Source organism: Natrinema pallidum, from assembly GCF_005890195.1.
GTDB lineage: Archaea > Halobacteriota > Halobacteria > Halobacteriales > Natrialbaceae > Natrinema > Natrinema pallidum.
Genome location: NZ_CP040637.1, coordinates 1,854,929 through 1,881,362 on the forward strand (window position 1 = coordinate 1,854,929; position 26,434 = coordinate 1,881,362).

The 26,434-nt window shown below is 64.3% G+C and carries 29 protein-coding genes; 15 read left to right on the forward strand and 14 right to left on the reverse strand.

The window, feature by feature from the left end; translation table 11 throughout:
- The first annotated feature begins 64 nt into the window (after window positions 1-64).
- Both FGF80_RS09195 and FGF80_RS09200 read left to right on the forward strand, forming a co-directional pair.
- Complete coding sequence (locus FGF80_RS09195; protein ID WP_138653523.1) at window positions 65-1,744, forward strand: S8 family serine peptidase; 1,680 nt, start codon at window positions 65-67, stop codon at window positions 1,742-1,744.
- A gap of 96 nt (window positions 1,745-1,840) precedes the next feature.
- The gene (locus FGF80_RS09200; protein WP_138653525.1) at window positions 1,841-3,478 is read left to right on the forward strand and encodes a PKD domain-containing protein; all 1,638 of its coding nucleotides are present in this window, start codon (window positions 1,841-1,843) and stop codon (window positions 3,476-3,478) included.
- Window positions 3,479-4,174: 696 nt separating this feature from the next.
- Here the strand turns inward: FGF80_RS09200 and FGF80_RS09205 are convergent.
- Entirely contained in the window at window positions 4,175-4,645 is a 471-nt protein-coding gene (locus FGF80_RS09205) for a PadR family transcriptional regulator (protein WP_138653527.1), read from the reverse strand.
- Window positions 4,646-4,897: 252 nt separating this feature from the next.
- On the opposite strand from FGF80_RS09205, the gene FGF80_RS09210 reads away from it, so the two are divergent.
- From FGF80_RS09210 to FGF80_RS09230, 5 genes are all read left to right on the forward strand, one after another.
- Window positions 4,898-5,155: an ArsR family transcriptional regulator gene (locus tag FGF80_RS09210; RefSeq protein WP_202978774.1), complete on the forward strand. Its 258-nt coding sequence runs from the start codon at window positions 4,898-4,900 to the stop codon at window positions 5,153-5,155.
- A 78-nt stretch (window positions 5,156-5,233) separates the two neighbouring features.
- Complete coding sequence (locus FGF80_RS09215; protein ID WP_006183758.1) at window positions 5,234-5,500, forward strand: IclR family transcriptional regulator; 267 nt, start codon at window positions 5,234-5,236, stop codon at window positions 5,498-5,500.
- Between the two features lie 268 nt (window positions 5,501-5,768).
- Window positions 5,769-6,017, forward strand: coding sequence for a helix-turn-helix domain-containing protein (locus FGF80_RS09220; protein ID WP_138653531.1), 249 nt, complete (start codon window positions 5,769-5,771; stop codon window positions 6,015-6,017).
- Between the two features lie 29 nt (window positions 6,018-6,046).
- Window positions 6,047-6,328, forward strand: coding sequence for an ArsR family transcriptional regulator (locus FGF80_RS09225; protein WP_138653533.1), 282 nt, complete (start codon window positions 6,047-6,049; stop codon window positions 6,326-6,328).
- Window positions 6,329-6,357: 29 nt separating this feature from the next.
- Window positions 6,358-6,624, forward strand: a complete 267-nt coding sequence (locus FGF80_RS09230) for an ArsR family transcriptional regulator (protein WP_138653535.1) — start codon at window positions 6,358-6,360, stop codon at window positions 6,622-6,624.
- A gap of 406 nt (window positions 6,625-7,030) precedes the next feature.
- On the opposite strand, the gene FGF80_RS19140 is transcribed toward FGF80_RS09230, so the two are convergent.
- From FGF80_RS19140 to FGF80_RS09255, 6 genes are all read right to left on the reverse strand, one after another.
- A complete protein-coding gene (locus tag FGF80_RS19140; protein WP_175417011.1) occupies window positions 7,031-7,168 on the reverse strand; it encodes a hypothetical protein in 138 nt (45 codons plus the stop codon).
- A 314-nt stretch (window positions 7,169-7,482) separates the two neighbouring features.
- Window positions 7,483-8,538, reverse strand: coding sequence for a glycoside hydrolase family 15 protein (locus tag FGF80_RS09235; RefSeq protein ID WP_138653537.1), 1,056 nt, complete (start codon window positions 8,536-8,538; stop codon window positions 7,483-7,485).
- Complete coding sequence (locus tag FGF80_RS09240; RefSeq protein ID WP_006183752.1) at window positions 8,535-9,257, reverse strand: class I SAM-dependent methyltransferase; 723 nt, start codon at window positions 9,255-9,257, stop codon at window positions 8,535-8,537. Before FGF80_RS09240 ends, FGF80_RS09235 begins: the two co-directional genes overlap by 4 nt.
- Before the next feature lies 1 nt (window position 9,258).
- Window positions 9,259-10,626, reverse strand: coding sequence for a glycosyltransferase family 4 protein (locus FGF80_RS09245; protein WP_006183751.1), 1,368 nt, complete (start codon window positions 10,624-10,626; stop codon window positions 9,259-9,261).
- A 231-nt stretch (window positions 10,627-10,857) separates the two neighbouring features.
- A complete protein-coding gene (locus FGF80_RS09250) occupies window positions 10,858-11,418 on the reverse strand; it encodes an NUDIX hydrolase (protein ID WP_006183750.1) in 561 nt (186 codons plus the stop codon).
- A 75-nt stretch (window positions 11,419-11,493) separates the two neighbouring features.
- Window positions 11,494-12,465, reverse strand: a complete 972-nt coding sequence (locus FGF80_RS09255; RefSeq protein WP_138653539.1) for a diacylglycerol/lipid kinase family protein — start codon at window positions 12,463-12,465, stop codon at window positions 11,494-11,496.
- Between the two features lie 42 nt (window positions 12,466-12,507).
- On the opposite strand from FGF80_RS09255, the gene FGF80_RS09260 reads away from it, so the two are divergent.
- Window positions 12,508-13,230, forward strand: a complete 723-nt coding sequence (locus tag FGF80_RS09260) for a PHP domain-containing protein (RefSeq protein ID WP_138653541.1) — start codon at window positions 12,508-12,510, stop codon at window positions 13,228-13,230.
- 132 nt (window positions 13,231-13,362) lie between these two features.
- On the opposite strand, the gene FGF80_RS09265 is transcribed toward FGF80_RS09260, so the two are convergent.
- Entirely contained in the window at window positions 13,363-13,776 is a 414-nt protein-coding gene (locus tag FGF80_RS09265; protein ID WP_006183747.1) for an Lrp/AsnC family transcriptional regulator, read from the reverse strand.
- Between the two features lie 102 nt (window positions 13,777-13,878).
- Between FGF80_RS09265 and carA the strand changes: the two genes are divergently transcribed.
- A complete protein-coding gene (gene carA / locus FGF80_RS09270) occupies window positions 13,879-14,958 on the forward strand; it encodes a glutamine-hydrolyzing carbamoyl-phosphate synthase small subunit (RefSeq protein ID WP_138653543.1) in 1,080 nt (359 codons plus the stop codon).
- 239 nt (window positions 14,959-15,197) lie between these two features.
- On the opposite strand, the gene FGF80_RS09275 is transcribed toward carA, so the two are convergent.
- On the reverse strand, window positions 15,198-15,965 hold the full coding sequence (locus FGF80_RS09275; RefSeq protein WP_138653545.1) for an SIMPL domain-containing protein: 768 nt from the start codon (window positions 15,963-15,965) through the stop codon (window positions 15,198-15,200).
- Window positions 15,966-16,268: 303 nt separating this feature from the next.
- Between FGF80_RS09275 and FGF80_RS09280 the strand changes: the two genes are divergently transcribed.
- Together FGF80_RS09280 and FGF80_RS09285 are read left to right on the forward strand one after the other, a co-directional pair.
- On the forward strand, window positions 16,269-16,598 hold the full coding sequence (locus FGF80_RS09280; protein ID WP_006183744.1) for a DUF7577 domain-containing protein: 330 nt from the start codon (window positions 16,269-16,271) through the stop codon (window positions 16,596-16,598).
- A 212-nt stretch (window positions 16,599-16,810) separates the two neighbouring features.
- A complete protein-coding gene (locus FGF80_RS09285) occupies window positions 16,811-17,125 on the forward strand; it encodes a HalOD1 output domain-containing protein (protein WP_006183743.1) in 315 nt (104 codons plus the stop codon).
- Here FGF80_RS09285 and FGF80_RS09290 read toward each other — a convergent pair whose 3' ends face one another.
- Complete coding sequence (locus FGF80_RS09290) at window positions 17,126-17,938, reverse strand: hypothetical protein (RefSeq protein ID WP_138653547.1); 813 nt, start codon at window positions 17,936-17,938, stop codon at window positions 17,126-17,128.
- Between the two features lie 387 nt (window positions 17,939-18,325).
- On the opposite strand from FGF80_RS09290, the gene thsB reads away from it, so the two are divergent.
- The gene (thsB, locus tag FGF80_RS09295) at window positions 18,326-19,996 is read left to right on the forward strand and encodes a thermosome subunit beta (RefSeq protein WP_138653549.1); all 1,671 of its coding nucleotides are present in this window, start codon (window positions 18,326-18,328) and stop codon (window positions 19,994-19,996) included.
- A gap of 401 nt (window positions 19,997-20,397) precedes the next feature.
- On the opposite strand, the gene lrp is transcribed toward thsB, so the two are convergent.
- Window positions 20,398-20,862: an HTH-type transcriptional regulator Lrp gene (lrp, locus tag FGF80_RS09300; protein WP_138653551.1), complete on the reverse strand. Its 465-nt coding sequence runs from the start codon at window positions 20,860-20,862 to the stop codon at window positions 20,398-20,400.
- 126 nt (window positions 20,863-20,988) lie between these two features.
- Between lrp and glnA the strand changes: the two genes are divergently transcribed.
- Both glnA and FGF80_RS09310 read left to right on the forward strand, forming a co-directional pair.
- Complete coding sequence (gene glnA / locus FGF80_RS09305) at window positions 20,989-22,344, forward strand: type I glutamate--ammonia ligase (protein WP_138653553.1); 1,356 nt, start codon at window positions 20,989-20,991, stop codon at window positions 22,342-22,344.
- A gap of 97 nt (window positions 22,345-22,441) precedes the next feature.
- Entirely contained in the window at window positions 22,442-22,597 is a 156-nt protein-coding gene (locus tag FGF80_RS09310) for a hypothetical protein (RefSeq protein WP_162471314.1), read from the forward strand.
- 33 nt (window positions 22,598-22,630) lie between these two features.
- On the opposite strand, the gene FGF80_RS09315 is transcribed toward FGF80_RS09310, so the two are convergent.
- Window positions 22,631-23,476 (reverse strand): helix-hairpin-helix domain-containing protein, encoded by an 846-nt coding sequence (locus FGF80_RS09315; RefSeq protein WP_175417012.1) that lies wholly within the window; start codon window positions 23,474-23,476, stop codon window positions 22,631-22,633.
- Between the two features lie 193 nt (window positions 23,477-23,669).
- On the opposite strand from FGF80_RS09315, the gene FGF80_RS09320 reads away from it, so the two are divergent.
- Complete coding sequence (locus tag FGF80_RS09320; protein WP_138653557.1) at window positions 23,670-24,188, forward strand: gamma carbonic anhydrase family protein; 519 nt, start codon at window positions 23,670-23,672, stop codon at window positions 24,186-24,188.
- Window positions 24,189-24,311: 123 nt separating this feature from the next.
- Here the strand turns inward: FGF80_RS09320 and FGF80_RS09325 are convergent, their stop codons facing one another.
- Together FGF80_RS09325 and FGF80_RS09330 are read right to left on the reverse strand one after the other, a co-directional pair.
- The gene (locus FGF80_RS09325) at window positions 24,312-24,806 is read right to left on the reverse strand and encodes a hypothetical protein (protein WP_138653559.1); all 495 of its coding nucleotides are present in this window, start codon (window positions 24,804-24,806) and stop codon (window positions 24,312-24,314) included.
- 269 nt (window positions 24,807-25,075) lie between these two features.
- On the reverse strand, window positions 25,076-26,050 hold the full coding sequence (locus FGF80_RS09330) for a deoxyhypusine synthase (protein WP_138653561.1): 975 nt from the start codon (window positions 26,048-26,050) through the stop codon (window positions 25,076-25,078).
- Between the last annotated feature and the right edge of the window lie 384 nt (window positions 26,051-26,434).

Genomic DNA, 26,434 nt, shown 5'->3' on the forward strand with positions numbered 1-26,434 from the left:
TAATACTAGTATCTAATTTACTAATAAAATATAAGTGCAGCAAGTAAATATATATGGTTGCAAAATGGCAAATAACAACGACCGAAACGGTCCCGGCAGACGGGATATCCTTCGGAGTGTCGGAGCGATCGGCGGTATCACAGCGCTCGGCGGTCTGACGGCCGCACAGCCCGGACGCGATCCGGGACCGAAACCGAACGAGTTGCTGGTCAGCACGGCACCGACGACGAGTACGGTCTCCGTACAGCGCACCGTCGCGAATCAACTCCCCGCAGACGCGAACGTCGTCCACCGAAACGAGACGCTCGGCTACTTCGCCGTCGAGGTTCCCGAGGAGGCAAGCGCCCAGTCGGGATCGACCGTCGCTCGGAGCCTCGAGCGAACCGACGGCGTGGAGTTCGTCGAGGAGAACGGGACCTACTACGCGTTCGACCCGGTAGAGACGGAGCAGCGTACCCCCGACGATCCGGACTTCTCCCAGCAGTACGCCCCTCAGCAGGTGAACGCGCCGGAGGCGTGGGAAACGACGCTCGGCTCGGACGACGTGACGATCGCCGTCGTCGACACGGGTGCCGATTACACCCATCCCGATCTTCGGGACCGGTACGGCTCGAATCCGGGGACCGACCCCGCCGGCGACACCGACGATCCGGCCGCACGAGGGGCGAAACACGGGACCCACGTCTCCGGCATCGCGTCGGCGACGACGGACAACGGCAGCGGGGTCGCCGGAATCTCGAACTCGCACCTCTATTCGGTGCGCGTCCTCGGCGACGGCGGCGGTTCCTGGAGCGACATCGCCGACGGTATCCAGTGGGCCGTGGACAACGGTGCCGACATCATCAACCTGAGCCTCGGCGCGCCACAGCAAAGTGGCGTGGTCGAAAGCGCGATCAACTATGCGTACAACAACGGAACGCTGCCGATCGCTGCAGCGGGGAACGACGGTCCGTGTCGGGATTGTGTCTCCTACCCGGCGGCGTACTCCAACTGCGTCGCGGTGTCCGCACTCGATTCTTCGGAGTCCCTCGCGCGCTTCAGCAACACCGGACCGAAGATCGACGTGGCTGGGCCGGGCGTGGACGTCCTCTCGGCGGTTCCGAACGGCGGCTACGAGCGGCTATCGGGCACGTCGATGGCGTCGCCCGCCGTTGCGGGCGTCGCCGCGCTCGGACTGGCGGCCAACCCCGACTGGGGGCCGAGCGAACTGCGCTCCGCGCTCGAGGAGTCGGCCGTCGATGTCGGACTTCCGAGTACCGACCAGGGTGCAGGCCGGGTCGATGCTGCTGCCCTCGTCGGCAACGGCGGTGAACCCCCGGAGGGAGTCACGGCCGTCGCGGACGCGTCACCGACGACCGTCGAACCCGAAAAGACCATCACGTTCGACGGCGGTGACTCGTCCGGTCCGATCGACTCCTACGAGTGGGAGTTCGGTGACGGTGTCTCGGCGACCGGTCAGTCAGTGACCCACAGCTACGACGCCGAGGGAGAGTACACCGCGACGTTGACCGTGACCGGCGACGGCGAGAGCGACAGCGACTCGGTTACCGTCACCGTCGACGAAGACGGCACCGGCGAGCAACCGGGCGACTGCGGCGACTACCCGGCGTACGACAACGCGACGGTCTACGAGACCGGCGACCGCGTCGCCTACGACGGGGCCGTCTGGGAGGCCACGGTAGACGTGATGACGGTCCCGCCGAGCCGCGATAGCTGGCGGTGGGAACACGTCACGGACTGCTGATCGCGTTCGCCCACCTGCTCGAGGCGGGGCTCCTCGAGCGGACTACGCGTATTCGTCGTTTCGTTCGACAAATACCACCCGACGATTCCGAAATCAATGAAACGAACACGCAGAACAGTCATCCGCAATGCATCGTTAGTCACTGCTGCACTCGCAGGCGTCCCCGCCGTTTCGGCCGCCGACGCCCCACCCGAGTGGGACCCCGACACCGTCTACACGAGCGGCGATCGCGTCGTCTACGACGGTGCCGTCTGGGAAGCCCAGTGGTGGACCCGCGGCGACGAACCCGGAGCCAGCGAGTGGGGGCCGTGGGAGCAGACCGACGCCGACCCCGATCCGGAGCCGCCCGAACAACCGACGGCCGCGTTCACCGCCGCGCCGGAGTCATCCTCCCCTGGCGACTCCGTGACGTTCGACGCGAGCGGCTCCACGGGCGCGCTCGAGACGTACGCGTGGACGTTCGGCGACGGCACCGAGGCCACCGGCGACGTCGTCTCACACGCCTACGAGGAGGCGGGCGAGTACGAGGTCGAACTGACCGTCACCGACGACGACGGCGAGACGGACACCGCGACCGACGCGGTCGTCGTCGAGGAGCGAGACACCGAGCCCGGCGACGTGACGGCGGAGACGACGCTCGCCGAGTTCTACCCGAACTACGCCGAGCGCTACGTTCCCGACCTGTTCGACCTCTGGCTGCCGGACGACGCGGCCGAGTACGGCGTGGACACGGACGCGATCCGGAACAACGCCGCCGACGGCACCCTCGAGTTCGGCTCGCTGGGCACGCAGGCGCTCCCCTGGGTACAGCAGTTCGACGAGGAGGGGCTGCCCCATCACGCCAGTTCGCAGTTGCTCCCCTGGCTGTTGGTCCTGCCCGAGGAACCGGACCCGCCGACGTTTCAGGGCAGTGGCCGCGGCGTCGCCTGGGACCAGACGGCCGGCCCGACCGCAGCCAGCAACGAGCCGACACAGTTCGTCCAGCCGCAGTGGCCCACGGACGCCGTCGGCGAGGCGGACGACGAGGTCGCCGAGCGCGACGCCGTCCACAACCAGCCGATGCACCGCGACGACTGGGATTCGCACTTCTCCCTCCCCGACGAGATCCTGTACAACCACGACAACCAGCTGCTCGACACCATCAAGAACGACGTCCACCCCCTGACGGGAGCGTCGCTCGGCGGCGACAGCTTCACCGCGAACGCGCCGATGTCGGTCACCGCGGAGGTCCACTCCGACGGCTGGAGCGGGCACCAGGTGCTCCTGTTCAAAAATACCGGTCGGGTCCCGTACCATCTCGACGGCGCGGTCATCTGGTGGGTCGGGCCGTCGAAGTACGGCAAGACGATGTCCGCGGGTCACTACAACAACGAACAGCGCCCGGAGCCCGGCGTCGGGCACCCACAGCGTGACATCATCGAGGTCGTGCTCGACGACGAGCACATGCCCGACCGCTACGAGGGCATGGACGTCGACCTCTCGGCGTTTGCCATCCGGCTGGCGTTCCACGATTCGCCGTACATGTTCCGGACCGCCTACCCCGGCCAGTACTGGTCGCTCGAGATCCGTACCGGCGATAACCTGAACGGCCGCCATCAAAGCGACGCGGAACGACAGCGCCTCGTGGACACGATGGTCGATACGTGTCACGTCGAACTCAGACACGATCTCGATATCGAGCGCAACACCGACCTCGTCGAAGAGATCGAACTCACGAACCGGGTCGCGAACTGAGCACCGGCCCGAGTCGGCGCTCGCAAGCGACCGTGCCACCGCCGCGTCGCCCGGCGACGCCATCCGTTCGACCCGCGATGGTAACCGGCGACCGGATACCAGTATTCTTTTATGGAATGAATACTGATCTGTCGACAGACCGAATGGCTTTGTTGTGGGCGATACTCGAGATACTATTCGGCGGTCCCACCGCCGCGTTCCTCGAGTCGTCTCCTCCGGTCCCCTCTCGAGGGGGAGTCATCACGGCTCGCTCGAGGCGGGCGACCGAATCGCTCCATCCGATAGATTTGGCTTTGTAGGCGTTTTAACGGCAATATAGTCGTCACGGCTCGAGTACCGTGCGTACGGGTTGGCAGCGGTCGGCGTGGGTGTTCACCGTCGATGACGGGCGTGGAGCGGCGGCAATCCAACAACGAGTGGTGCTCTAATTTTGCAATATCTCAGTGGTATAGATATAACATATAATGTACCTTTCCCGGTTCGTGACGGGTTGCTGGGCACTCGATCCGGGCGGGCGACGTTACCGATCCCGGATCGCGGCTGGTCCCGGCGTGAGCGGGCACAGAGGGGAACCGGGACACGACAGGCACATCGAATCGCGGCCCCGGTCGCGGTGTGGGGGCTCGAGCGGCGGCCGGCCGCGGGCGCGAGCGCGAGGGTGCGGCCGTCGTCCAGCGGGTGTGTGTGTCTCGCCTGTCAGTGGCTACTTCGGTCCTCGTCTCGCGTCGCTGGCGCTCGGTCGGTATCTGTCGCTCGAGCGCTGGCGGCGGTCACGGCGTCGGTGGGCTCGCGGCCGAGTTCGCAGAGGGTGGCGAGGCGTTCGGCGCGCTGGATGAGCAGCGCGCGGCCGGTGTCGGTGAGGCGGTAGGCGGGGACGTGGCCAGTGAGGCCATCGCGCGAGGTGATAAAGCCGCGGTCGGCGAGGATGCGCAGGCCCGGCTTGACTCGGGCGCGGCTGACGGTCGGATACCGTCGCTCGAGGGTGCGGGCGATGCCCGAGGCGTAGCAGGGGTAGCCGTCGCGTGCGCGGCGGGCGACGGCCTCGAGACAGTCGCGCTGGAAGCCGCTGAGTTCGACCCACGCGCGGCGGCCGTCGGGGGTGTCGTCCGGGAACGATGCAACTGCTCGAGCGGGACGTTCATGGTCCCGCGAATCGTCGTCTGACATGGCTTGCTGAGGTGCGGAAGCCACGCGGGCCGGTGGTGTGACACCGGGTCCGCATTTTCCGGGACCGAGTCGGGGAGTCGTTGGTCCGTCTGGCCTCCGTTGGTTCAGTCATAGAGTGGACACCACTTAGAACTAGTGCATCAAATACAGTACTAGAGAGTTCTAAACACCCCTCAAATACCTTTGAACCGAGCGTTCTAACACGGTGTTTCGTGTGTTCATGGTCGAATGCGACGGCCACGGGTGGACTGGATGACACGAGCCGATGACGCGATCCTCGAGTTCCTTCTCAACGAGGGAAATCGACCGCTCATCGCGAATCCGTCCACTGTCGAGGCCAACATCGATTACAAAATCTCACACGTGAGACGCAGACTGCGAGCATTACAGGACGGTGGGCTCGTAGCGTATTACGACGAAGATCGCGGTCTCTATCGGATCAGTGAGCGGGGTCGGCAGTATCTCGAAGGCGAACTCGATGCTGAGGACTTAGAACTGAACGAGGAATGACAGCGCGCCGTCTAGGAAATTGGATGCATTAATGATCGAGTCTTGAGTCACTCGAGTCATATACGAGGTGGACACTGAATGCGTCCGTTGGTTTCGTGGATGACGAAGTCTGATCCTGCAATTCTCGAGGTTTTCGAGGAAGCGGGGATTGCGATCCCGCCAGCGGTTGCGGAATACAATTTGATGGGTGTCTCGAAATCTACGATAAGTCGACGCCTTCCAGTTTTAGTTGATCACGGGCTATTGGAACGCGTCGACGAAGACCGGGGCTATTACCAAATTACGGATCGGGGTCGCGCGTATCTCGAGGGCGAATTAGAGAGCGACGATCTCGAATCATCATAACAGACCCGCACCTGCAACACTCGAAAGCGTACTTTCCGGCTTACTAAACGGTCTACTTCAGATCACAACCACCAGAATGTGCTGAATGCCCAAAATGAGTGGTTGGATATTCATTGATCATAGTATCTACAGAACACACATAAACTCCTCCAGTGATTATCTAAACACTGAACACAGATTCATTGTATACTCTCTTATTTCGTGATAATAATGATCCCTGAACGAGTATTCGCGCCTAATCGTGTCGATTCGAGAACGACCAAGTTGGATGTCGCGTGAAGATTTCCGTATCCTCGAAGCATTAGCCGATCCGGGGATTCTCGTCGTACAGTCGCCCGCGATAATCGCGTACAATTTGGATATGACTCGTCCCCACGTCTCAAATCGTCTTTCTGCGTTCACGGAGCACGGTCTCGTCAAAAAGATAGAGAACGGCCGCTACCAGATGTCAGACCGCGGTCACGCGTATCTCGAGGGCGAACTCGACGCCAACGACGTAGAACTGAACCAAGAGTAATCACCACTGATCCAGTGACTAGATGCAGAATGCGACGGCCACGAGTGGACTGGATGACGCGGGCGGATGACGCGATCCTCGAGTTCCTTCTCAACGAGGGAAATCGACCGCTCATCGCGAATCCGTCCACTGTCGAGGCCAACATCGATTACAAAATCTCGCACGTCAGGCGAAGACTGCGAGCATTGCAGGATGGGGGGCTGGTAGAATATTACGACGAAGATCGTGGACTGTACCGGATCAGTGAGCGGGGTCGTGCCTATCTCGAGGGCGAGCTTGACGCCGCGGAATTGAAGGTCAACGAGGAATGACTTCGACCCGAACGAGAACTGATCACTGAATGCGCCCGCTGATATCGTGGATGACGAAATCCGATCCCGTGCTGCTCGAGCTTTTCGAGGAAACGGGAATAGCGATGCCACCAGCGGTAGTTTCATACAACATCGACGGCGTTTCTCATCCAACAGTGAAACGCCGCCTTCCGGTCTTGGACGACCACGGACTCCTCCGGAAAGTCGACGACAATCGAGGCTATTACCGAATTACGGATCGGGGTCGCGCGTACCTCGAGGGCGAATTAGAGAGCGACGATCTCGAATCATCATAACAGACCCGTACCTGCAACACTCGAAAGCGTACTTTCCGACTTACTAAACGGTCTACTTCAGATCACAGTAGGTTGTCCCAACCTTTGACATATATTTTGTAATAGAATCCAAGTTGGAAGTGGACCCAAACGTTATTTCTAATAGATTTTGGATATCCAATACAAATATAAGACATGGAAAAGACTACCCAGCAAGCTACGTTTTACGCGCTACTCTTATGTCTCACTTATTTCTCAAAATCACTCTTGACTGATGGAAATACGTTCCATATGTTTGCATGGATGGCTGCAGTAGTGACATTTGCGGGCCTCCTCCTTTGGACCCTCATATCTAGTAGCCCAACGTGAGGAGTCCCTTACGTTTCATACAGACACTCTTGTGTAGCACAGTGTCGGAGCGTCGGCCTCAGGTGCATGCCTCCCGACGAGCGACGACGAGTTCGACCGGGACGACGAGTACCCGCTCCATCTGGGTTCGGACGATCTCGAAACTGGCATCAGCGAGGACGGCACTGACATCGAGCGGGCGACTATCGACCAGCATCGGCAACACCTCGTTGAGTCGCGTGTAGAGTGGCGAAACGATCGTGCTCGCTGCTTTCGAGGGGCTAACGACACAGATGCGACCCTGTGGATTTCGCGAAGCGTTCGAATCGTCATGATTGTGGCAACTCGCTGACGCCGAAAGCTATTTCTATTCGTCATAGCTGTTCCTGCGTCGTCGAGACGACCCCCTCGGCAGTTGCGACGACGCTCCGTACAGCCAGGCGAACGGCATCGGTGAGCGAAACACCTGCACCGCTCCCGATTCGACATTCTCCGGCATCTCGGTGGGTGCAGGATGTCCCCCCGAATCAGTCACGCGGATAGCGGATCGGTAAACAGCTCTCCAGCCCCCGACAGCCCCGACAGTCCGTCCGCAGCCAGCACCGCCGCCCCGCCGGTCCACGTCGGCCGGTCGCCCGGCCAGTACTCCTCGTCCTCGAGCTGATACCCCGTCCAGAAGACGCCCTCGTCGTCGGTCCACTGGAAACACCACTCGTACATCTCGCGTGCGCGCTCCGTCTCGCCGGCCGCCGCCAGCGACAGCACCAGTTCGCACGACTCCGCGACGGTCACCCACGGCTCGTCCGCCACGCACCGACAGCCCAGGCCATCCTCGAGATACCGATCCATGCCCGCCTCGAGCCGCGCCCGCGCCGGCTCGCCGGTCAGCACGCCACAGAGGACGGGATAAAACCAGTCCATCGCGTAGCGGGACTTGCTCTCCCACGTCCGATCGAAGCGGTCGGGCCGCGTTCGGATCGCCTCGCCGAGGGCGGCCCGGGCCTCGAGCCAGCGCTCGCGGGCGTCTTCGTGACCGAGTTCGCCCGCGATCGCTGCGCCACAGGCCAGGCTCTTGTACAGCGAGGCACAGCCGGCGACCAGCGCGTCCTCGTAGGCCTCGCCGTCAGCGCCGACGGTCCAGTAAATCTCGCCGGTCGACGCCTGCTGGCGGCAGGCGAACGCGAGGGCGTCGCGGACGGTCGGCCAGAGCGTCGCGAGGAAATCCCGGTCGTCGGTACAGCGATAGTAATGCCAGACGCCGACCGCGACGTAGGCGCTGCGGTGGGTCTCCTTGCGCGGCTCGTCGCCGGCATGTGCCCCCTCGTCCGCGTCGGCCTCGCCGTAGGTCGCCCACAGCGCCCCGTCGTCGTGCTGGGCGTCGGCCACCCAGCGATACGCGCGCCGGGCCGCCTCGTGGCGACCGGCGACCGATAGCCCCATCGCACTCTCGACGTGATCCCAGGGATCGGCGGGGCCGTCGGGATACCAGGGGATGAGCCCGTCCGATCGCTGGACGCGTTCGATGTAGTCGACCGCGGGCTCGAGCCCCCACTCGGACAGCGTCCGCCCCGACGACACGTTGCTCACGCTCCCGCCTCCAACTCGAAGTAGTAGACGACGCTCTTGCCCACGACGGGATCGAGCGCCCGCTCGAGCAACCGCACGGGCCGCGGGGATTCCAGCACGTCCCACTCCAAAAAGCGGTCGTACGCCCGGAGTGGCAGCGGCGCGTCACCGCGCTCGTCGCGGTCCCACCAGAGACACTTCAGCCACCAGTAGGGCGCGTGCAGGGCGTGGGCGAAGTGACTATCGACCCGTTCGAACCCGCGGCGCTCGATGGCGGCCCGTAACTCCTCGCGATCGAAGATGCGGACGTGTCCCCCCTCGACCTCGTGGTACTCATCCGAGAGGGCCCAGCAAACCCGTTCGGGGCCCGCCCGCGGGACGCTCACTGCGAGGGTTCCGCCCGGCGCACAGACCCGACGGAGTTCGTCCAGCGCCGCCTCGTAGTCGGGGATGTGCTCGAGCACCTCGGTACAGCAGACGACATCGAACGCGCCGTCCTCGAACGGGAGCCGCAGTGCGTCCCCCGAAAGGAAGGTGACGGGCACGTCCGATTCGGGAGCGATATACGCTTCGTGATCCTCGCGAGCCGCTGCCAGGTTCGCACGCTCGAGGTCCAGCCCGACGACTGCCGCGACGTTCTCGAGGGCGGCGGCGTGGACGTGCCGACCCTCGCCACAGCCGACATCGAGGACGCGTTCGCCCGGCGTCAGCGCCAGCCGGTCGAAATCGATCGTCTCCATGTCAGGGCCCCCGCGACTGGGTTTCGATGGCGTCGCGATACGTCCGGACCGTCTCGCGGGCGGCCCGCTCCCAATCGAATTCCGTGACGATGCGCGCTCGCCCCCGCTCGCCGAGTCGCCGCCGGCGCTCGCCGTCCGTGAGCAGGCTGCGGATCGCGTCGGCCAGCGCGTCGGCGTCGCCCGGATCGACGAGGACGCCGGCGTCGCCGACCACCTCGGGAAGCCCCCCGCCGGTGGTCGCGACGACCGGCACGCCACAGGCAAGCGCCTCGCCAGCCGGCAACCCGAACCCCTCGTAGACCGAGGGGACGACCGCGATATCGGCGGTTCCGTAGAGGTCGACCATCCGCTCGTAACTGATCTCGCTGTGGGTCTCGATCGCGTCCGCGATCCCCAGGTCCGAGATCAGCCGGTCGCAGTCGCCGCCCTCGTCGAACTCGCCGACGACGACGAGTTCGGCGTCGATCTCCTCGCGGATGGCCGCGAACGCCTCGAGCAGGTACCGGGCTCCCTTCAGCGGCACGTCGGCGCTGACGGTCGTCATCACGCGCGGGCGGTCGCGACTGCGCTCGACGGGTTCGAACAGGTCGGTGTCGATGCCGTTGTGGACGACGCGGATGGACTCCGGATCGGCCCCGAAGTCGGTGACGGTGCGATGCTTGGCGGATTCGGAAACTGTCAACACGTGTGGCAGGTCCTGGACGACCTCGCGTTGCATCCGGAGGAATCGGTACCAGCGCCGGATCAACAGCCGCTCGCCCCAACTGTCGGCCGCCTCGAGCGCGGCGTCGCGGTCGACGGTGATCGGGTGGTGGACGGTCGCCACGACGGGGTGGCCCCGTTCGCGGAGGGTACACAGCCCGTGACAGAGCGACTGGTTGTCGTGGACGATGTCGTAGCCGGGCTGGTGGGTCTCGAAGTAGTCGATCACGCGGCGTCCGAACGCGTACGGGTCCGGAAAGCCGCCGGTGAGCGCGCTCAGCCACTCGTACAAAGCCAGCGGATCGCGCAGATAGGACGGCTCGAACTGGCCCAACCGGTCGAGTTCGTCGACGACGTTCTCGCCGGGCAGTTTCACCAGCCCGACATCGTCGTCGAGGTCGGGGTACGGTTTCCCCGAGATGACGTCGACGGAGTGACCGAGATCGGTCAGCGCCCGACTCAGGTACTTGACGTAGACGCCCTGGCCGCCCGAATACGGGTTCGATCGATAGCTCAACAGACAGATCTCGAGCGGCTCGTCGGCGAGCCGCCCCCCACCGGGCGACGGCTCCGACTCCGCCGTCGCTCCCGCGGCAGTCGACCCCGCCGACGCCGACGACGCGATCGTACTCCCCCGGAGCAGCCGTCTCAGCGTACCCATGACCATCGCAGTCTATCCTGCATGTGTGGGCACTCCCTCATAAACCTCCCGCTCGTGTACTGTTTCCGGACAGTGTGTGGTCGCGAGAGGAACCTTGCTCGAGCGCGGCGAGAAGCTTGAAGCCGCCGGTTCAGGACCCGAACGGGCCGGTTCGATCGGCGTCGTCTCGGACGGAAGCGGTACTCGCGACGAGACGTTCGGAGGCGTGCCACGCGGCGTACTTGTTCGGTCGCCGTCCTACCGAACGTCCCGACGCATCGCGATCTCGAACCACGGACAGAGTCGCAGCTGTCGGTACCACTCCGGGTTCGAGTGGAGGCGTTCGTAGGGGACCCACAGCAGGCCGGCGACCTCCTCCTCGTTGGGATCGAGGCTGCGGTCGGTCAGCGTTAGCTGTAGGACGGCACAGACCTCGTGTTCGACGCCAGCGTTCTCGAAGTAGCGCTTGTACTCGAAGCGGTCGGTCAGTTCCAGGTCGTCGTACTGATCGGGGGTGATCCCCAGCTCCTCCTCGAGTCGCTGGCGGGTCGCCTCCTTCTGGCTCTGGCCCTCGACGGGGTGGGAGGCGACGGTGCCGTCCCAGTAGGTCCCCCACAGGCGCTTGTCCGGCGCGCGCTGGGCGAGCAGGACGTTCCCCTCGCCGTCGAAGACCAGCGACGTGAAGGCCCGATGGCGGATCCCGTCGCCGGTGTGGGCGTCGAGTCGGTTGACCAGTTCGAGTTCGGTGTCGTCGGCATCGACGGCGATGACGTCTTGCCCCGCGTTCTCGTGTTCGAGGTCCTCCTCCGGCGTGCTCATACCCGCACAATTACGGCGACTCTTGAAACCAGTATCGTCTCGTCGCGGCCGTTTCGAATCGATAGGGGGGGTGAGCTACTGATTCGCGGGCGTTCCGATGTGCCATCGCTCCTCGTCGTCGGGGTCGGGCCGGTAATCGTCGCCGACGGGGAGCGTGAGCGCGCCGGGGTCCGTCTCGATCCGAACGGTCTCGGTCTCGAGGATCTCGCCGTCGAGGCTGTACTCGATCGAGTCCGCGCGACTGTCAATCGCCAGCGAGGGCGTGCGCCGGCGAACGATGTGGGTACTGTCCCGCCCGAACAGCCCTTCGAGGGCCGCACCCTCGAGCAGGTCGGTCGTCGCGGCGTCCTCGACGATCGTGACCTCGAGCAGGCCGTCCTCGACGTTCGCCTGTGCCGTCCGCGCGCCGGTGAACCGTCGGCAGTTCCCGATGAGGACGAACAGGGCCTCGCCCTCCCAGGACCGGGCCGTCTCGCCGTTCGGACCCGCGGCCGTCTCCACTCGCAGGGGAAGCGAGTCGAACTCCCCGACCGTCTCAATAGTGTGTTTCACGTACGCGAGCACGCCGAGGGCTGCCTTGCTCTCCGTGGTCGTTTCGCTGCTCGCCTCGGCGGTGATCCCGCCGACACAGGAGTTGACGAAGCACCGATCGTTCGCCGTCGCGATGTCGACCGTCCGCCGTCGGCCGTCCTCGATCACGGTAAACGCGTGCTCGAGGCCGCGAATTCCGACGTTGGTCGCGAAGTTGTTGCCCGTTCCCGCGGGGACGACGGCGACGGTCGTCGTCTCGAGGGCGTCCGCGGCGGCGACGCCGTTGACGACGGCGTTGAGCGTGCCGTCGCCCCCGGCCGCGGCGACGAGGGTGGCCTCGGGTGCGGCCTCGCGGGCGAACTGCTTTGCGTCGCCGCCCTGCTCGGTCCGTCGAATCTCGAACCCGTGGTCGGCCGCGAGTTCGACGACATCGTCGACGTGGTCGCCACTCCCGCTGACGGGGTTGAGAATGAGCACGCGGTCGCTCCCCTTGCCGGGTGTCATACTGCCGTCCATGCCGGCCGCACGCAAAAGGGTCTGCCCGGCGTTTGCTCTCCCATGTACGCAATCGATCTCCACGCGCACACGCGGTTCTTCCATGGGCGGCGCTCACTCGGCGATCGGTACGACCCGCTGGGCGTCCGCTTGCTCGCCGAGATGGCCAAGCGACGGGGCCTCGACGGCGTCGCGACGACCAACCACGACTACTACACGGCGTTCGACCCATCTCCCGACATCGAGACGCTGCCGGGCATCGAGATCACGACCGACCGCGGTCACGTCCTCGTCGTCGGCCCCGATCCGCCCCATGCGACGAAACCCGGCGCGCTCTCCCCCGCGGAGGCGGTCGCGCTGGCACGCGATCGGGATTGCGCCGCGATCGTCGCCCACCCCTTCCGAAACAGCACGGTCCGGGAACTCGAGGAGGTTCCCTTCGACGCGATCGAAGTCAACGGCAAACACCCGCGTTCGCAGCCGCTGGTCGAACAGTTGGCCGACGAACGGGACCTCCCGCTGGTCGGCGGCAGCGATGCGCACTACCCCTTCGAGGTGGGGCGAGCGTACACGATCGTCGAGGCCGACCGGCTCACGCCCGCGTCCGTCGTCGACGCGATCCGCGACGGCCGGGTGAGCGCGACCGTGTCGCGGTCGGGGTTCGATAGCCTGCTGCGGCGGGCGTACCGCATGATCCACGATCGCAAGGGAGTGATCGACGCGATCGACCGGCCGACGCCCGGCGTGGGAACCCCGCCGGGCGAGGAAGAGACCGCCGACCGGTAGGGTCACCGCCGTTGCGGCCGCCCGTCGAGCCGTCGGGGATGACCCACGAGAGCAGGTCGATGACGGGCACTCGGACGGAACGCGCGACTACACCACCGACACCGTGACGAGGCGGACTCTCGGTGTCGATCGTTAGCCGAGTTCCTCGTCCAGAATCAATCGCGTTTTCGTGCTCACGACCTCCTCCTGATCGCGGGCTTTCGTAATGAGATCGTTGACCCCGCGCGTGTCGGCGGCGTCGACCACGAGCACGACGTCTTGCTCGCCGGAGACCATCCAGACGAAGTCGACCTCGTCCCACTCGGCCATCCGCTCGGAGACCCCTTTGGTATCGACATCGACCGCGACGCTGATCTCGAGCATCGCCTGCACGTTGCCGGTCCGGGTCGAAATCGTGAAGCGTTCGATTACGTCGTCGTCCAGCATGCGCTCGACGCGGTTGCGGACGGTGCCCTCGCTCGTGCCGACCTCGTCGGCGATTTCGGTGTACGGCGTGCGACTGTCCCGCCGGAGTATATCGAGTATCTGTCGGTCCAGGTCGTCCATGGAGATGCGAACCTACGTGTGACCTGCACTTACCGATTACGAAAATCGTAACTGAGCTTCGAAGACAACACTTATGATGGTCCATCCGATACGTAGATCGTAATGACGGAAGCCTACGTCGCACTGGAGGGCGGCCACGTACTCGAGGGGCGTGGTCGTGCCGACGGGACGGCCCGCGGCGAAATCGTGTTCACGACAGCGTACACCGGCTACGAGGAGAGCCTGACCGACCCCTCTTACGAGGAACAGATTCTCACGTTCTCCTACCCGCTGATCGGCAACTACGGCGTCCGCGAGGAGCGGTTCGAGGACGACCGCATCCATCCGCGCGCCGCGATCGCCAAGGAGTTCACCGACGAGATCGTCGACTGGTTCGAACGCGAGGGAGTCCCGGCGGTCGACCACCTCGACACCCGCGATGTCGTCACGGACATCCGCGACGGCGGCGCGATGAAGTGTGGCATCGCCGTCGGCGAGGATGTCACCGAAGAAGACGCGCTCGAGCAACTCGAAGCCTGCACGGCCATGAGCGACCACACCGACATCGGCGCGCAGGTCAGCGTCGACGAGCCGGTCGTCCACGGCACGGACAACGACGGCGAGACGGTCGCCCTGATCGACTGCGGCGCGAAGGGCTCGATCGTCGACTCGCTGCTCGCACGCGATGCGACCGTCCACGTGTTCCCCTACGACGCGGCCGTCGAGACCGTCGAGGCCGTCGACCCCGACCTCCTCTTCATCTCGAACGGCCCCGGCGATCCGGTCAACTTCGAGGGGGCGATCACGCTCGTCGAGGCGTTCGTCGAGGACATGCCCGTCGCCGGCATCTGTCTCGGCCAGCAGATCGTCGCCGAGGCCCTCGGCGGGTCGACCGAGAAGATGACCTTCGGCCACCGCGGCGTCAACCAGCCCGTTCTCGACCTCGAGTCCGGGCAGGTCGTCATGACGACCCAGAATCACGGCTACACCGTCGCCGACCCGGGCGACCACCTCGAGATCACCCAGATCAACGTCAACGACGACACGCCCGAGGGAATCGACGGTATCGAGTACGACGTGCTCACCCGCCAGTACCACCCCGAGGCCAACCCCGGACCGGAGGACACCCTCGACTTCTTCGACGACGTGCTCGCCATGGCTTCCGGGCGAGCGGACACGCGAGCCGTTCCGGCCGACGACTGACGGCCACCGACTGATCGCGGCTCGCCCGCTTTCGTCGCGTCGTGGACGACTGCTGACTGCGTAGGTGCACTGTTCCCTGTTCTCGAAACCGTCAGAACCGCTCGAGAGAGCCGTTTGGCCGTCATCTCGAGTTAGAAGAAGTTCATGATCGGTCCCAGGTATCGCATGCCGCTGGCGAGGACCCGGTCGTTCTCCACCGCGGTCAGTTCACTGCCGGCGGCGTCGCTCGTCCCGCCGCCTCACGTGGCGAACTCGTAGGTCACCGTCGCGCTGGCGCTGACGGTGACGGGGTCCGCATTGATCTCCGTCGGCGGCGCTGCGTTGCCCGCCGAGTCCTCGGCGGACATGTTATCGTACCGAACCGTATGGACCCGTACGTCACCGGTTGTGACGGATGTCGTTCCCTCGAGTTCGACCTCGCGGTTGTCCGCGATGTGGCTCGCCTCCTCGTCGGCGTTCGCCAACGCGGCGTCGATCGCGTCCTTTCGGAGTTCGGACTTGGACTCTTCCTGGAGGGTGAAGTTCACTCGACCGATATTGTTGGCACCGGCCTCGACCGACGCGTCGATGACTTCGCCGACACGGCTCGTATCGGTGAGCGTCACCTCGAACGAGTGAGCTCCCTCGAACCCGTCGGTCTCGCCGTCACGGGTGTGGTTGGGATGGACCCGGTACCGGCCCTCTTCGATGTTCTCGTCGGGAATGCCGAGGTCGTCGAACGCGGTGCGAAGCCGGTCGGCACCGGTCGAGAGCGCGCTGGTCACTTCGTCGGCGGTGTCACCGGAGGCTTCGACGCCGATGTCGACGATCGCCTTATCCGGTTCCGCCTCGACTTCGCCGCTGGCGCTGACCGTGATTTCACCGTCGTCGACGTCCCCGTCCCCGTCGGCTGCTGATCCGGGGTCCGTCGAATCGGTCTCGGTACTACTGAGCGGGCTTCCCATACAGCCCGCGACCGTCGCTGCGACGCCGACGCTCGATGCCGTCAGGAACTGTCTTCGATCCATAGGTGACCGATACGAAAGGGTATGAAAAAAACCCATCCCAAGCTCAAACGGATCTTTGACCCTCGAGCGCTCGAGCAGGAAGACGTTCGGGACACCGATAGTAGTGTCATCATTACGCATGCTGGGCCCGATGGTCGGACCCCTCGAATCGATCACCGAATCGCCGGGGTCGTCTTCGACCGGTAGGAGCGGCGAGCGAACGGGCGGGTCCGCGCGCCGACGGCGAACCGTTCCGTCCGCCTGACTCTCTTCGGCTCGGAACTCAAGGAATATCCAAGTGGCTCGAGGACGTACCACACAATAATGGAGCTCTGGGGCTGGCTCATCGGCTACGTCGTCTTATTCGCCCTCTTACACCTGTTACTGTACTACCTGTACGTCCGCCGTGACGACGGGGACGGCGAGCGGACGCCGTCGCTTGCCGATCCGAACCGCGCGAGCATGCGGTCCTCGGCCGGTCCGGATCGGTTCCCCCGCGCATCCGACGACATCGGCGACGCCGACCAGGTTGACGAGGACCGCGAACCCGATTTCGACGGGGAGACGATCCGTTGTCCCCACTGCGGCGCGCGAAACGAGGCCGACCAGACGTTCACCTACTGCTGGAACTGCATCTCCGGACTGCGGCAGTGACCTCGCTCGAGCGGCCGGCGATCGTGGTCCACCGGGGTCGCCATCCGGTTTTGAGTGAACCGACGTGATGCATCCGTTCGTTTCGCCCCGTTCATACCACGGTGAATTTCTTCATAAATGGCCAATTCATGCGCTCGGCTAGCCTTTTTCTGCCAGTAATGAACGATTAAGCTTTTAGTCTTCAAAAAAAGAGTAGGATGCGACGACTAGGTATGAACGGATACGCTCCCTCCCCCTCGCAGTCCCGCTCTCCATCCCTGTATCGCGCCACGCACGACCCGAACGGATCGGCGACGCTCAGTACGACCGTCGTCCACGCGCTGGCCGACTGTCTGGGGGTCGATGTGACCGACAGCCGTCTCTCGCTGTACGATGCCGTCGATCCGGACGCTCTGAACCAACTCTTCCGACCGCGCCACGACGGCACGCCGCGGGCCGGCGGCACGCTCACCGTCGTCGTCGCGGGCCACCACGTCACGATCAGGGACACGGGCGAGATCCTGATCGAACCGCCCGCGCGACGCTAACTACCGGTCGGGTTCCGCTATCGCGGGAGCGCGTTCGTCGCCGGTCGGAACGCGCCGGCCGGACGCCGACAGCGCCGTCGCGAGTCGCTCGAGGTGATCGACGCCGACGACGGCGACGACGTCACCCGGCTCCGACCGGAGGTCTGCGAGCCGTTCGATCATGCAGTGTTCGCGCGTGTCGTCTCGGTACGCTAACGCAGAGCCGTCGGTTTCGATGCTACCGAGCAGCGCCTGCACGCCGGCGACGTGGGAACGCTCGTGGGCAGCCTGCCGCTCCGGCGGGTCGTCCGGCTCGCAGTCGTACTCGACCCGCTCGCCCGGGACGACGGTCATCGATGTCGCGTGGGTCAGCGTCGCGGCGACCCGACAGGTCAACGCCTCACGGGTCGCGCCGCCGACGCTCGAGAGGACGCGCCGGGCCGTCGCGGGAGAGACGCGGTCGGCGACCAGTCGACCCACGAGTCGCCGGAGGAACGAGAGGTTCGGCGCGTCGATGCCGACCGGATCGGCCTCGGGGGCGGCGCTGATCGCAGCACTCATCTCGCCGCCGAACCGCGGCGGTGCCGACTCCTCGGCGTCGCGGTCGCGAGCGTACGCGCGATACAGCGGCACCGCGACAGGCGGCAGTTCCAGCGCGACCGTCTCCGGTTCGACGCGCTCGAGGATGCGTTCGACGCGTGCGATACTCGCGGGATGGTCGTGAACGACGCCGATGAGAAGTAGGTCGCCGGCAGTGCTGGAAAGGCGACGACAGAACTGGGCGGTGATCCGCGGATCGTCGAACGATTCGGGAACGGACGGGGACTCGTCCATTGCTCGAGTGGTAATACGCGACTACCGTGATAACACTTCCGTTGTGTTGACTCGAGTCCGAGTTAGGATTTAGGGCGGCAGTCGACGCGCGACTGAGAACCGTTACAGTGGGGCAAACCACCCGTTGCAGTTCCGTCGAGGACGATTCTGCCGTCACAGACCGAAGCGACGTGCGACTATCGGACCCGGCACATCGTCTTCATATATAAAATCACCGTCCCGGTATGCGACTGGGAAGGATTGACGAGCGAGATCGAACGCTGGAAACTGTGGCGACGGTCGTGCACTACGGTGGTTTTCGCCTTTGAACGGGGTCTCGTCTCCGTCTCCCGACTCGCACAGATTAGAAAACTTTATGTAGAATCACAATCAATCATCCGCTCGACTATGAGTCAGCGAATGCAGCAGGGGCAGCCGATGATCGTAATGAGCGAGGACTCCCAGCGCGTCAAGGACAAGGACGCGCAGGATTACAACATCAGCGCCGCCCGTGCGGTCGCTGAAGCCGTCCAGTCGACGCTCGGTCCGAAGGGCATGGACAAGATGCTCGTCGACTCCATGGGATCGGTGACGATCACCAACGACGGCGTCACCATCCTCAAGGAGATGGACATCGACAACCCGACGGCCGAGATGATCATCGAGGTCGCCGAAACCCAGGAGGACGAGGCTGGCGACGGCACCACGACGGCCGTCGCGATCGCCGGAGAACTCCTCAAAAACGCCGAGGACCTCCTCGAGCAGGACATCCACCCGACGGCGATCATCAAGGGCTTCCACCTCGCCAGCGAGCGGGCCCGCGAGGAGATCGACGACATCGCGACCGATATCGACACGAGCGACGAGGAACTCCTCCGGAAGACCGCCGAGACCTCGATGACCGGCAAGGGGACCGAGGTCAACAAGGAGCACCTCGCCCAGCTGATCGTCGAGGCCATCCGCCAGGTCACCGTCGAGGACGAGAACGGCGACAACGTCGTCGACCTCGAGTTCCTCAACATCGAGACCCAGACCGGCCGCAGCGCCGGCGAATCCGACCTCCTCGAGGGTGGCATCGTCGACAAGGACCCCGTCCACGACAACATGCCCCGCTCGGCGACCGACGCCGACATTCTGCTGCTCGACGAGGCCATCGAGGTCGAGGAGACCGACGTCGACACCGAAGTCTCGGTCACCGACCCCGATCAGCTCCAGAAATTCCTCGACCGCGAGGAGAAGCAGCTCCGCGAGAAGGTCGACGCGATCGCCGACCTCGGCGCTGACGTCGTCTTCTGTCAGAAGGGCATCGACGACCTCGCCCAGCACTACCTCGCCAAGGAGGGCATCCTCGCCGTCCGCCGCGCCAAGAAATCCGACCTCGAGTTCCTCCAGGAAGTCGTCAACGCGTCGATCGTCTCCGACCTCGAGAGCGCAACCGAGGAGGACCTCGGCTTCGGCGACGTGACTCGCGACGAGGAGGACGAACTGTTCTACGTCGAGGGCGAGGACGCCCACGGCGTCACCCTCCTGCTTCGCGGCTCGACCGACCACGTCGTCGACGAACTCGAGCGCGGCGTCAACGACGCGCTCGACGTCGTCGCACAGACCGTCTCGGACGGCCGCGTCCTCGCGGGCGGCGGTGCGATCGAAGTCGAACTCGCCGGTCGCCTCCGCGACTACGCCGACTCCGTCTCCGGCCGCGAGCAGCTGGCAGTCGAAGCCTTCGCCGACTCGCTCGAGCTCGTCCCGCGCGTCCTCGCCGGAAACGCGGGGCTGGACTCTATCGACACGCTGGTCGACCTGCGTGCGGCCCACGACGACGGCGACATCACGGCCGGCCTGAACGTCTTCTCGGGCGACGTCGAGGACACCTTCGAGGCCGGCGTCGTCGAACCGGCTCACGCCAAGGAACAGGCCGTCACCTCCGCCGCCGAAGCGGCCAACCTCGTGCTCAAAATCGACGACATCATCTCCGCCGGTGACCTGTCGACCGACAAGGGCGACGACGAGGAAGGCGGCCCCGGCGGTGCGCCCGGCGGCATGGGCGGCATGGGCGGCGGCATGGGCGGCATGATGTGAGACTAAATTTTGCTCTGCAAGCGCGGCTTCGCCGCGCTCTCGGCAAAGTTTAGTATAAAAGCACTCCTCCTTCCGTTCCGACCCGCTACGCGGGTCTCCACATCAATCGTCGGCCCGCTCGCTCACTGCGTTCGCTCGCGGTGAAGGCGTCGCTCGGATTCTTCGAACCGTTCACGGGGTCGCTCCGCTCCCCGTCTGCTCACGGGCATGGAGTGCCCGTTCGCACGGTTCGCGAGATCTTCGAGCTCGCGCTATTCGCATTTGCGCGGTTCGAAACGAGCAGGGCGAGTGAGAACCGCGCACCGCTCGCTCGCCGATATTTGCGAGCGGGTGATAACGTTTCAACAGAGGACACGGAGTCGCCACTCCTCGAGCGACCTCCGCAGAACGGGGCCGTCCGACTACTCCTCGTCGTTGACCTCGAGTTCGAACTGCTCGTTCTCGGAGACGGCGTTGAGAACGACGCTCGTGTTCGAGGCCTTGATGTCGGGGTCGGTCAACAGTTGTTTGATCTGATCGTTCATGCCGTCGGTGTCTTCGAACTTGCCGATGGCGATGACGTCGTAGTCGCCGGTGACCTCGTAGACGCTTGTCATCTGCTGGTGATCGCGCAGCGTGTCGGTAACGTCGGGCAGGGCGTTGCCCTCGACCTGGAGTTGGATCACGGCGGTGACGTCGTAGCCGACGGCATCGTAGTCGACTTTCGGCGTATACCCCTCGATCACGCCCTCATCCTCGAGATCGGAGAGGTGGTTCGAGACGGTCGTCACGGAAACGTCGAGTTCCTCGGCGAGACTCCGCAGACTCGCACGGCCGTCGCCCAGAAGTGCATTCACTAGTTTCGCATCGAGATTTTCGTACGTCATCACATCTAGCCTCGCACCGTGCCCTTTAGAAATTTACGAATATGCAGTTTGCAGGGGAAGAGAGAAGATTTGCACGGAACAGTAGGGTTTTAGTAGCAGAGTTACGAGAATAGAGCGACGAGAAAAATGACAAGCGGCAACCTTACTGACACCGAACAGGCGGTATTAGACGAGATCGAGGAGCAGGACGTCGATTTCCTCCGACTGCAGTTTACCGATATTCTGGGAACGGTCAAGAACGTCTCCGTGCCGGCCAGACAGGCCGAGAAAGCGTTTACCGAAGGCATCTACTTCGACGGGTCGTCGATCGAAGGCTTCGTTCGCATTCAGGAGTCGGACATGCGTCTCAAGCCCGATCCCGACACGTTCGCCGTGCTCCCGTGGCGTCAGAAGGAGGAAAGCGCTGCCGCCCGGATGATCTGTGACGTCTACGACACCTCGACCGGCGACCCCTTCGAGGGCGATCCGCGCCGCGTGCTCAAGAACGCGCTCGAGCGCGCCGACGAGATGGGGTACAAGGTCAACGCCGCCCCGGAGCCGGAGTTCTTCCTGTTCGAGGAGGACGACGACGGCCGCGCCACGACCATGACGAACGACGCCGGCGGCTACTTCGACCTCGCGCCGAAGGACCTCGCGAGCGACGTTCGCCGGGACATTATCTACGGACTCGAGGAGATGGGCTTCGAGGTCGAGGCCAGCCACCACGAGGTCGCCGAGGGCCAACACGAGATCAACTTCACCTACGACGACGCGCTCTCGACGGCCGACAACGTCGGGACATTCCGAACGGTCGTCCGCGCCATCGCCGCTCAACACGACCTGCACGCGACGTTCATGCCCAAACCGATCCCGCGCATCAACGGCTCGGGAATGCACACCCACCTCTCGCTGTTCACCGCGGACGGCGAGAACGCCTTCCACGACGAGGACGACGAGTTCAACCTGAGCGAGGAGGCCCACGCCTTCACCGCCGGCATCCTCGAGCACGCGCCGGCGATTACGGCGATCGCGAACCCGACGGTCAACAGCTACAAGCGACTGGTGCCCGGCTACGAGGCACCCGTCTACGTCGCCTGGTCCGATCGCAACCGCTCGGCACTGATCCGCAAACCGGCGGCGCGGACGCCCGCAGCCTCACGCGTCGAGTTGCGCTCGCCGGACCCCTCTTGTAACCCCTACCTCGCCCTAGCGGCCATGATCCACGCCGGGCTCGAGGGGATCGAAAACGACCTCGAGTGCCCGGATCCGGTCCGGGAGAACATCTACGAGTTCGACGAGCAAAAGCGCGAGGAGTACGGAATCGACACGCTGCCGTCGAATCTCGGCGAAGCAGTCGCGGCCCTCGAATCGGACGAGGTCATCTACGACGCGCTGGGCGACCACGTCGCGCCGAAGTTCGTCGAAGCCAAACAACAGGAGTTCCAGGACTACCTCGTCGACGTCTCCCAGTGGGAACTCGACCGCTACCTCGAAACCTTCTGAGGCGGCCGTACTCTCGGTCGTGGGTTCCGTTCCGGTTCAGTCAGCGGCTGACAGGGCGTGCTCGAGGCGCTCGAGTGCGAGCGGTGCCGACTCGAGCGTGTCGGTCCCCGAGGGCAGCGAGGTTCACACCGGCAAGATCGACGGGGAGGACGACTGGAAGGTCACCAGCGTTCTGATCGATCATTCGACGTGCGCCGAATCAATGCGGTCTCGTGACTCTTCGATGGCCTGTGGCATCTCGCTCGAGCGGTGAACAAACGAGACGAACGCGGCGCTGCGATTCGATTTAGGCGTGGGCGTGCTCGATCCAGTCCTCGGCCCGGGTCTCCGAGATATCGGCGGCCTCGGCGACGGCCTCGGGACCGGCACGCGTGAGGTCGTCGACCGTCGTGATACCGGCCGCCGAGAGCTTGTCGCGGGTCTCGGCGTCGATTCCCTCGACGGACTCGAGGGTGTGCTCCGGATCGGTCTCGATCGCCGTATGCGGCTCGTCGGTCCCCTGTATCGGGATCTCCCGCGTGACCGCCTCGGCCTGGTCCGTGAGTTGCTGCTGGAACTGCTCGATCTGTTCGGCCTGTCGTTCGAGGAGTGCCTCGATATCGCCGGTCCGGCGCTCCAGTTGGTCCTCGAGTCGGTCCTGTAGCTCCTGGGTCCGCTCGAGGTGATCGCGGAAGTGTCCGGAGAACTCATCGACGGTGTCGACCGTCCGGTCCTCGACGGCCTCCGTCATCTCGAGGAGCTGGTCGGTCTGATCGTCGAGCGCATCGACGAACGCCGCGGAGAGTTCGTCGGCGGAGTCGACGCCCTGCTCGAGTTCGCGCTCGAGCGCGTCGTAAACCGCCGCGTGAGTGCGTTTCAGCTGCTCGAAGCTCTCGTCGACCGACCGGTGGGCGTCGGTGGCGTCGTCGCTCGGGAGCAACGCCGCCATCGCGCTGACGGAGCCGTGGGTCGCCGCCTGCGCGATCTCGAGTTGGTGACGCTGGAGGGATTCCTGCCCCTTGAATCCGGTAAGAACCATCGCATCGACGGTTCGCTGGGTGATCATGCCCTGCGTGAGCAACTGCTGACTCTGTTTGACCGCGGTCCGCTGTGCGTCGACCATCGTTCGAATGGGGGAGTCCGATCGGGCCATCTGTTCGGCTACTGATCCGACACGATACAGTATAAGTAACGGGCTTGCAAGCCACTGAAGCCCATTAGATGGTATATATTGGATACGGTAGCGGCGGATCGCGGCGGCTCGATCCCGGGTAAGTCCCGCTCGAGCGTGACTGTCACGGGCGTCGTGCTCCGGTATTATGCCCGCAGCAGTAGTGTGACACCCCATGGTCGACAGCAGACGCTACGAGTTCGAGGGGGATCGACCGACGATCGACGACGCGGCGCGAGTAAGTCGGGAGGCGACCCTCGTCGGCGACGTGGCGATCGAGGCGGACGCGAGCGTCTGGCCCGGCGTCGTCTGCCGCGGTGACATCGGCCCCGTCCGTATCGGTCGGGAGACTCACGTCGGGGACAACGCAACGATTCACGCCTCACGACTCGGCGACGAAGTGATGATCGGCCACGGGGCCGTACTCAACGAAACGACCATCGAGGAACGGTCGCTGGTGGGGTTCAACGCGACGATCAACACCGATGTGACGATCGGCAGCGGAAGCATCGTCGCCGCCGGAACCGTCGTCCCCGACGAGTACGCCATCCCGTCGGAGTCGTTCGTCCGCGGCGTTCCCGCTCGAGTCACGCCGCTCGAGGAAACGGGGATCGACGCGGGAGCGATCCTCGAGGAGTTCTCCGCCGGGGAATACACGAACCTGGCACAGCGTCACGAGGAGTTGTTCGAGTGACGAGTGAAGGCGGGCCGGCCCACGGGAGACGATTTCCGACCGGTCGGGAGAGCAAGAGCGGAATCGACGGCGCAGTCACGCCGCTGGGCTCGCTAGCGAATACCGTGCATTTCGGGGCGGCGGTTACGGGTTCGACCCGAACTCGAAAATTTCCCGGTAGAGCGTTTCGGCGAGTCGGTCGATGTTCGCCGCCGCCTCGTCGGCGGCCATCGTATCGCTGATCCCCTGCCACTCGACGGACAACCGGGTGATCGGAACCAGTGCGACGCCGCCGACGACGATCTCGCCGTCGGGCGTGTGGACGTGCCACTCGGTCCGCATGCCGTTCGACGATCGGGTGACGGCCTCGATCTCCCCACCGGCCGCGCTCCATCGGACGACGAGGTCGTCGGTGAGCTGCCGGAGCGTCCGTTCGCCGAGCAGGTGACAGGCGACGCCGCCACCCGCCAGTAGCGCGAACGCGGCGACCGCCATCGGCAGGCCGCCGTAGGGGACGTTTATCGAGGCGGCGAGACCGGCCGTCACGACGACTACCCCGAGTACGCGCGCGTCGATCGCGTTCGGCACCGTGCCGTTCCAGACTCCCGACGCGCCCCGGGACGGCTGCTCGAGTTGCATATCGACTCCACCTCGCGGTGACGACCGGGTAGCTGTTGGCCTGTCCCACTGGCGGCTTTATACACTCTCCGGCGGTGCTCGGTTCGAGTACTGCATCGGCACCGCGTCCTCCCGTACCTCGGCGCGGGACTCGCGCCGATCCTCGAGTCGCGCAGTCGATTCCGCGTCGGTAGCCACGAACGAGTATCCGACGACGAAAACGAGTTCGATCGCTCCGACGTATGTGTTCCTGTGCCGTTTTTCTGCGAATCAGCGGCGCTATCGTGATTTCAGGCCGTAAACGCGCCCGCCACCAGAAGCGGGAACACGAGCGTCGCTTCCGCTTCGACCTGTGTATAATTCGTCCGCTCTTCTTTGATCTTCCCCCACGAGACGGCCTCGTTCGGCGGCGCACCGGACAGTGAGCCGTCTCCTTCCATCCCGGTCGAAATATAGACGACGTAGTCGGCCCCGCCACGGAAGAGGTTCGTCATGATCGCGTGGTGCTTTGGGACTCCGCCACCAACGGCGATGAGGCCGGTCGTCTCCGCTAACAGACCGTCTTCGATCAGGGAATCGTAGTCGTCGAGGATCTCGATCCCGACATCGGAATCGTACCCCTGACGGTAGTAGTAGAGGAAGTTCCCGACTTCGGCGTCGGTCAACGCCGGACAGTATACCGGCACGTCGTTGTCCGCCGCTTGCTTCAACACCGAATCCTCGTCGTCGAGCGTTTCCCCTAATTCGCGCGCGAACGCCGTCGGCGTCCGGACTTTCTGCTCCGCGAAGAAGTCATCGAAGAAATCGTACAGATACTCCTCGAGCCACACGTATCGATCGGAGGGGACGAAGAGGTTTCCGAGTCGGTTGATCCCACGCTCCCGAAGGGCCGCCTCGTCCGCATCCCAGTCGCCCATCTTGAACGGTTTCGCCGTCTTGATGACGTCCTCAGTGAGCGAGCCGGATGTCGTGATGAGAACGTCTACGTACCCTTCCCGTACGAGATACGCAACGGTCTCGCGGAGCCCGGACGAGATGATGTTCGAGGTACACGTGAGATAGATCGTAGCGTCTTCCTCCTGCATGCGTTCGGCGATGTCGATGGCCTCCGCGAGTTGCGTCGCCTGAAAGCCGGTCGTGGCGTAGGAATCGAGCAACTCCCGGAAGTCGAACTCGCCGCGAAAGTCGTAGCCGCGAACGTCCGGGGTACTCAGTTCCTCGTCGCTCCCAGGAACGACGTGATCGTACGAATCGTCGTTGTCCATATCGCTGGATAACGCGACGAAGGGTTTGAAGTACTCGGAATCGATCGTACGACCTTCGATCCGCCCCGAACCGTGAGGGACAGTGGCGACTATCGTGTCCGTCACGCGGACAGCGGACCGGGCCTGGAACTGCTTCGCCGGCAAGACGACGACCGTTCGAGCGGTTGCTATAGCTCAGCGATTCGTTTTCGGACGGCGGCGAACCCACTCGCCGGACTCGAAACGGACGAGCCCCGTCGTGGTTGGGCCAAACAGGGCTCGCCACTCACTCATATCCAACCGACACCCAAGTAGCTTGTGTGATTATCTGAGTGAACGAGATTTAGCGGAGCGAGCGTTTCAAGCGGCTGGTCGTGACAGGAAAGTAAGACACGAATGCTTTTC

Excerpts from the sequence above, each read along its gene's own strand:
- FGF80_RS09225 (WP_138653533.1), top strand. The coding sequence starts at position 6,047 with ATGCGACGGCCACGAGTGGACTGGATGACGCGGGCGGATGACGCGATC.
- FGF80_RS09260 (WP_138653541.1), top strand. The coding sequence starts at position 12,508 with ATGTACGCAATCGATCTCCACGCGCACACGCGGTTCTTCCATGGGCGG.
- glnA (WP_138653553.1), top strand. The coding sequence starts at position 20,989 with ATGACAAGCGGCAACCTTACTGACACCGAACAGGCGGTATTAGACGAG.
- FGF80_RS09205 (WP_138653527.1), bottom strand. The coding sequence starts at position 4,645 with ATGTCAGACGACGATTCGCGGGACCATGAACGTCCCGCTCGAGCAGTT.
- FGF80_RS09220 (WP_138653531.1), top strand. The coding sequence starts at position 5,769 with ATGTCGCGTGAAGATTTCCGTATCCTCGAAGCATTAGCCGATCCGGGG.
- FGF80_RS09200 (WP_138653525.1), top strand. The coding sequence starts at position 1,841 with ATGAAACGAACACGCAGAACAGTCATCCGCAATGCATCGTTAGTCACT.
- thsB (WP_138653549.1), top strand. The coding sequence starts at position 18,326 with ATGAGTCAGCGAATGCAGCAGGGGCAGCCGATGATCGTAATGAGCGAG.
- FGF80_RS09275 (WP_138653545.1), bottom strand. The coding sequence starts at position 15,965 with ATGGATCGAAGACAGTTCCTGACGGCATCGAGCGTCGGCGTCGCAGCG.
- FGF80_RS09245 (WP_006183751.1), bottom strand. The coding sequence starts at position 10,626 with ATGGTCATGGGTACGCTGAGACGGCTGCTCCGGGGGAGTACGATCGCG.
- FGF80_RS09265 (WP_006183747.1), bottom strand. The coding sequence starts at position 13,776 with ATGGACGACCTGGACCGACAGATACTCGATATACTCCGGCGGGACAGT.
- FGF80_RS09230 (WP_138653535.1), top strand. The coding sequence starts at position 6,358 with ATGCGCCCGCTGATATCGTGGATGACGAAATCCGATCCCGTGCTGCTC.
- FGF80_RS09285 (WP_006183743.1), top strand. The coding sequence starts at position 16,811 with ATGAACGGATACGCTCCCTCCCCCTCGCAGTCCCGCTCTCCATCCCTG.
- FGF80_RS09320 (WP_138653557.1), top strand. The coding sequence starts at position 23,670 with ATGGTCGACAGCAGACGCTACGAGTTCGAGGGGGATCGACCGACGATC.
- FGF80_RS09325 (WP_138653559.1), bottom strand. The coding sequence starts at position 24,806 with ATGCAACTCGAGCAGCCGTCCCGGGGCGCGTCGGGAGTCTGGAACGGC.
- FGF80_RS19140 (WP_175417011.1), bottom strand. The coding sequence starts at position 7,168 with ATGCTGGTCGATAGTCGCCCGCTCGATGTCAGTGCCGTCCTCGCTGAT.
- FGF80_RS09215 (WP_006183758.1), top strand. The coding sequence starts at position 5,234 with ATGCGTCCGTTGGTTTCGTGGATGACGAAGTCTGATCCTGCAATTCTC.
- FGF80_RS09250 (WP_006183750.1), bottom strand. The coding sequence starts at position 11,418 with ATGAGCACGCCGGAGGAGGACCTCGAACACGAGAACGCGGGGCAAGAC.
- FGF80_RS09330 (WP_138653561.1), bottom strand. The coding sequence starts at position 26,050 with ATGGACAACGACGATTCGTACGATCACGTCGTTCCTGGGAGCGACGAG.
- FGF80_RS09255 (WP_138653539.1), bottom strand. The coding sequence starts at position 12,465 with ATGGACGGCAGTATGACACCCGGCAAGGGGAGCGACCGCGTGCTCATT.
- FGF80_RS09280 (WP_006183744.1), top strand. The coding sequence starts at position 16,269 with ATGGAGCTCTGGGGCTGGCTCATCGGCTACGTCGTCTTATTCGCCCTC.
- FGF80_RS09195 (WP_138653523.1), top strand. The coding sequence starts at position 65 with ATGGCAAATAACAACGACCGAAACGGTCCCGGCAGACGGGATATCCTT.
- FGF80_RS09240 (WP_006183752.1), bottom strand. The coding sequence starts at position 9,257 with ATGGAGACGATCGATTTCGACCGGCTGGCGCTGACGCCGGGCGAACGC.
- lrp (WP_138653551.1), bottom strand. The coding sequence starts at position 20,862 with ATGACGTACGAAAATCTCGATGCGAAACTAGTGAATGCACTTCTGGGC.
- carA (WP_138653543.1), top strand. The coding sequence starts at position 13,879 with ATGACGGAAGCCTACGTCGCACTGGAGGGCGGCCACGTACTCGAGGGG.
- FGF80_RS09290 (WP_138653547.1), bottom strand. The coding sequence starts at position 17,938 with ATGGACGAGTCCCCGTCCGTTCCCGAATCGTTCGACGATCCGCGGATC.
- FGF80_RS09315 (WP_175417012.1), bottom strand. The coding sequence starts at position 23,476 with ATGGCCCGATCGGACTCCCCCATTCGAACGATGGTCGACGCACAGCGG.
- FGF80_RS09210 (WP_202978774.1), top strand. The coding sequence starts at position 4,898 with ATGACACGAGCCGATGACGCGATCCTCGAGTTCCTTCTCAACGAGGGA.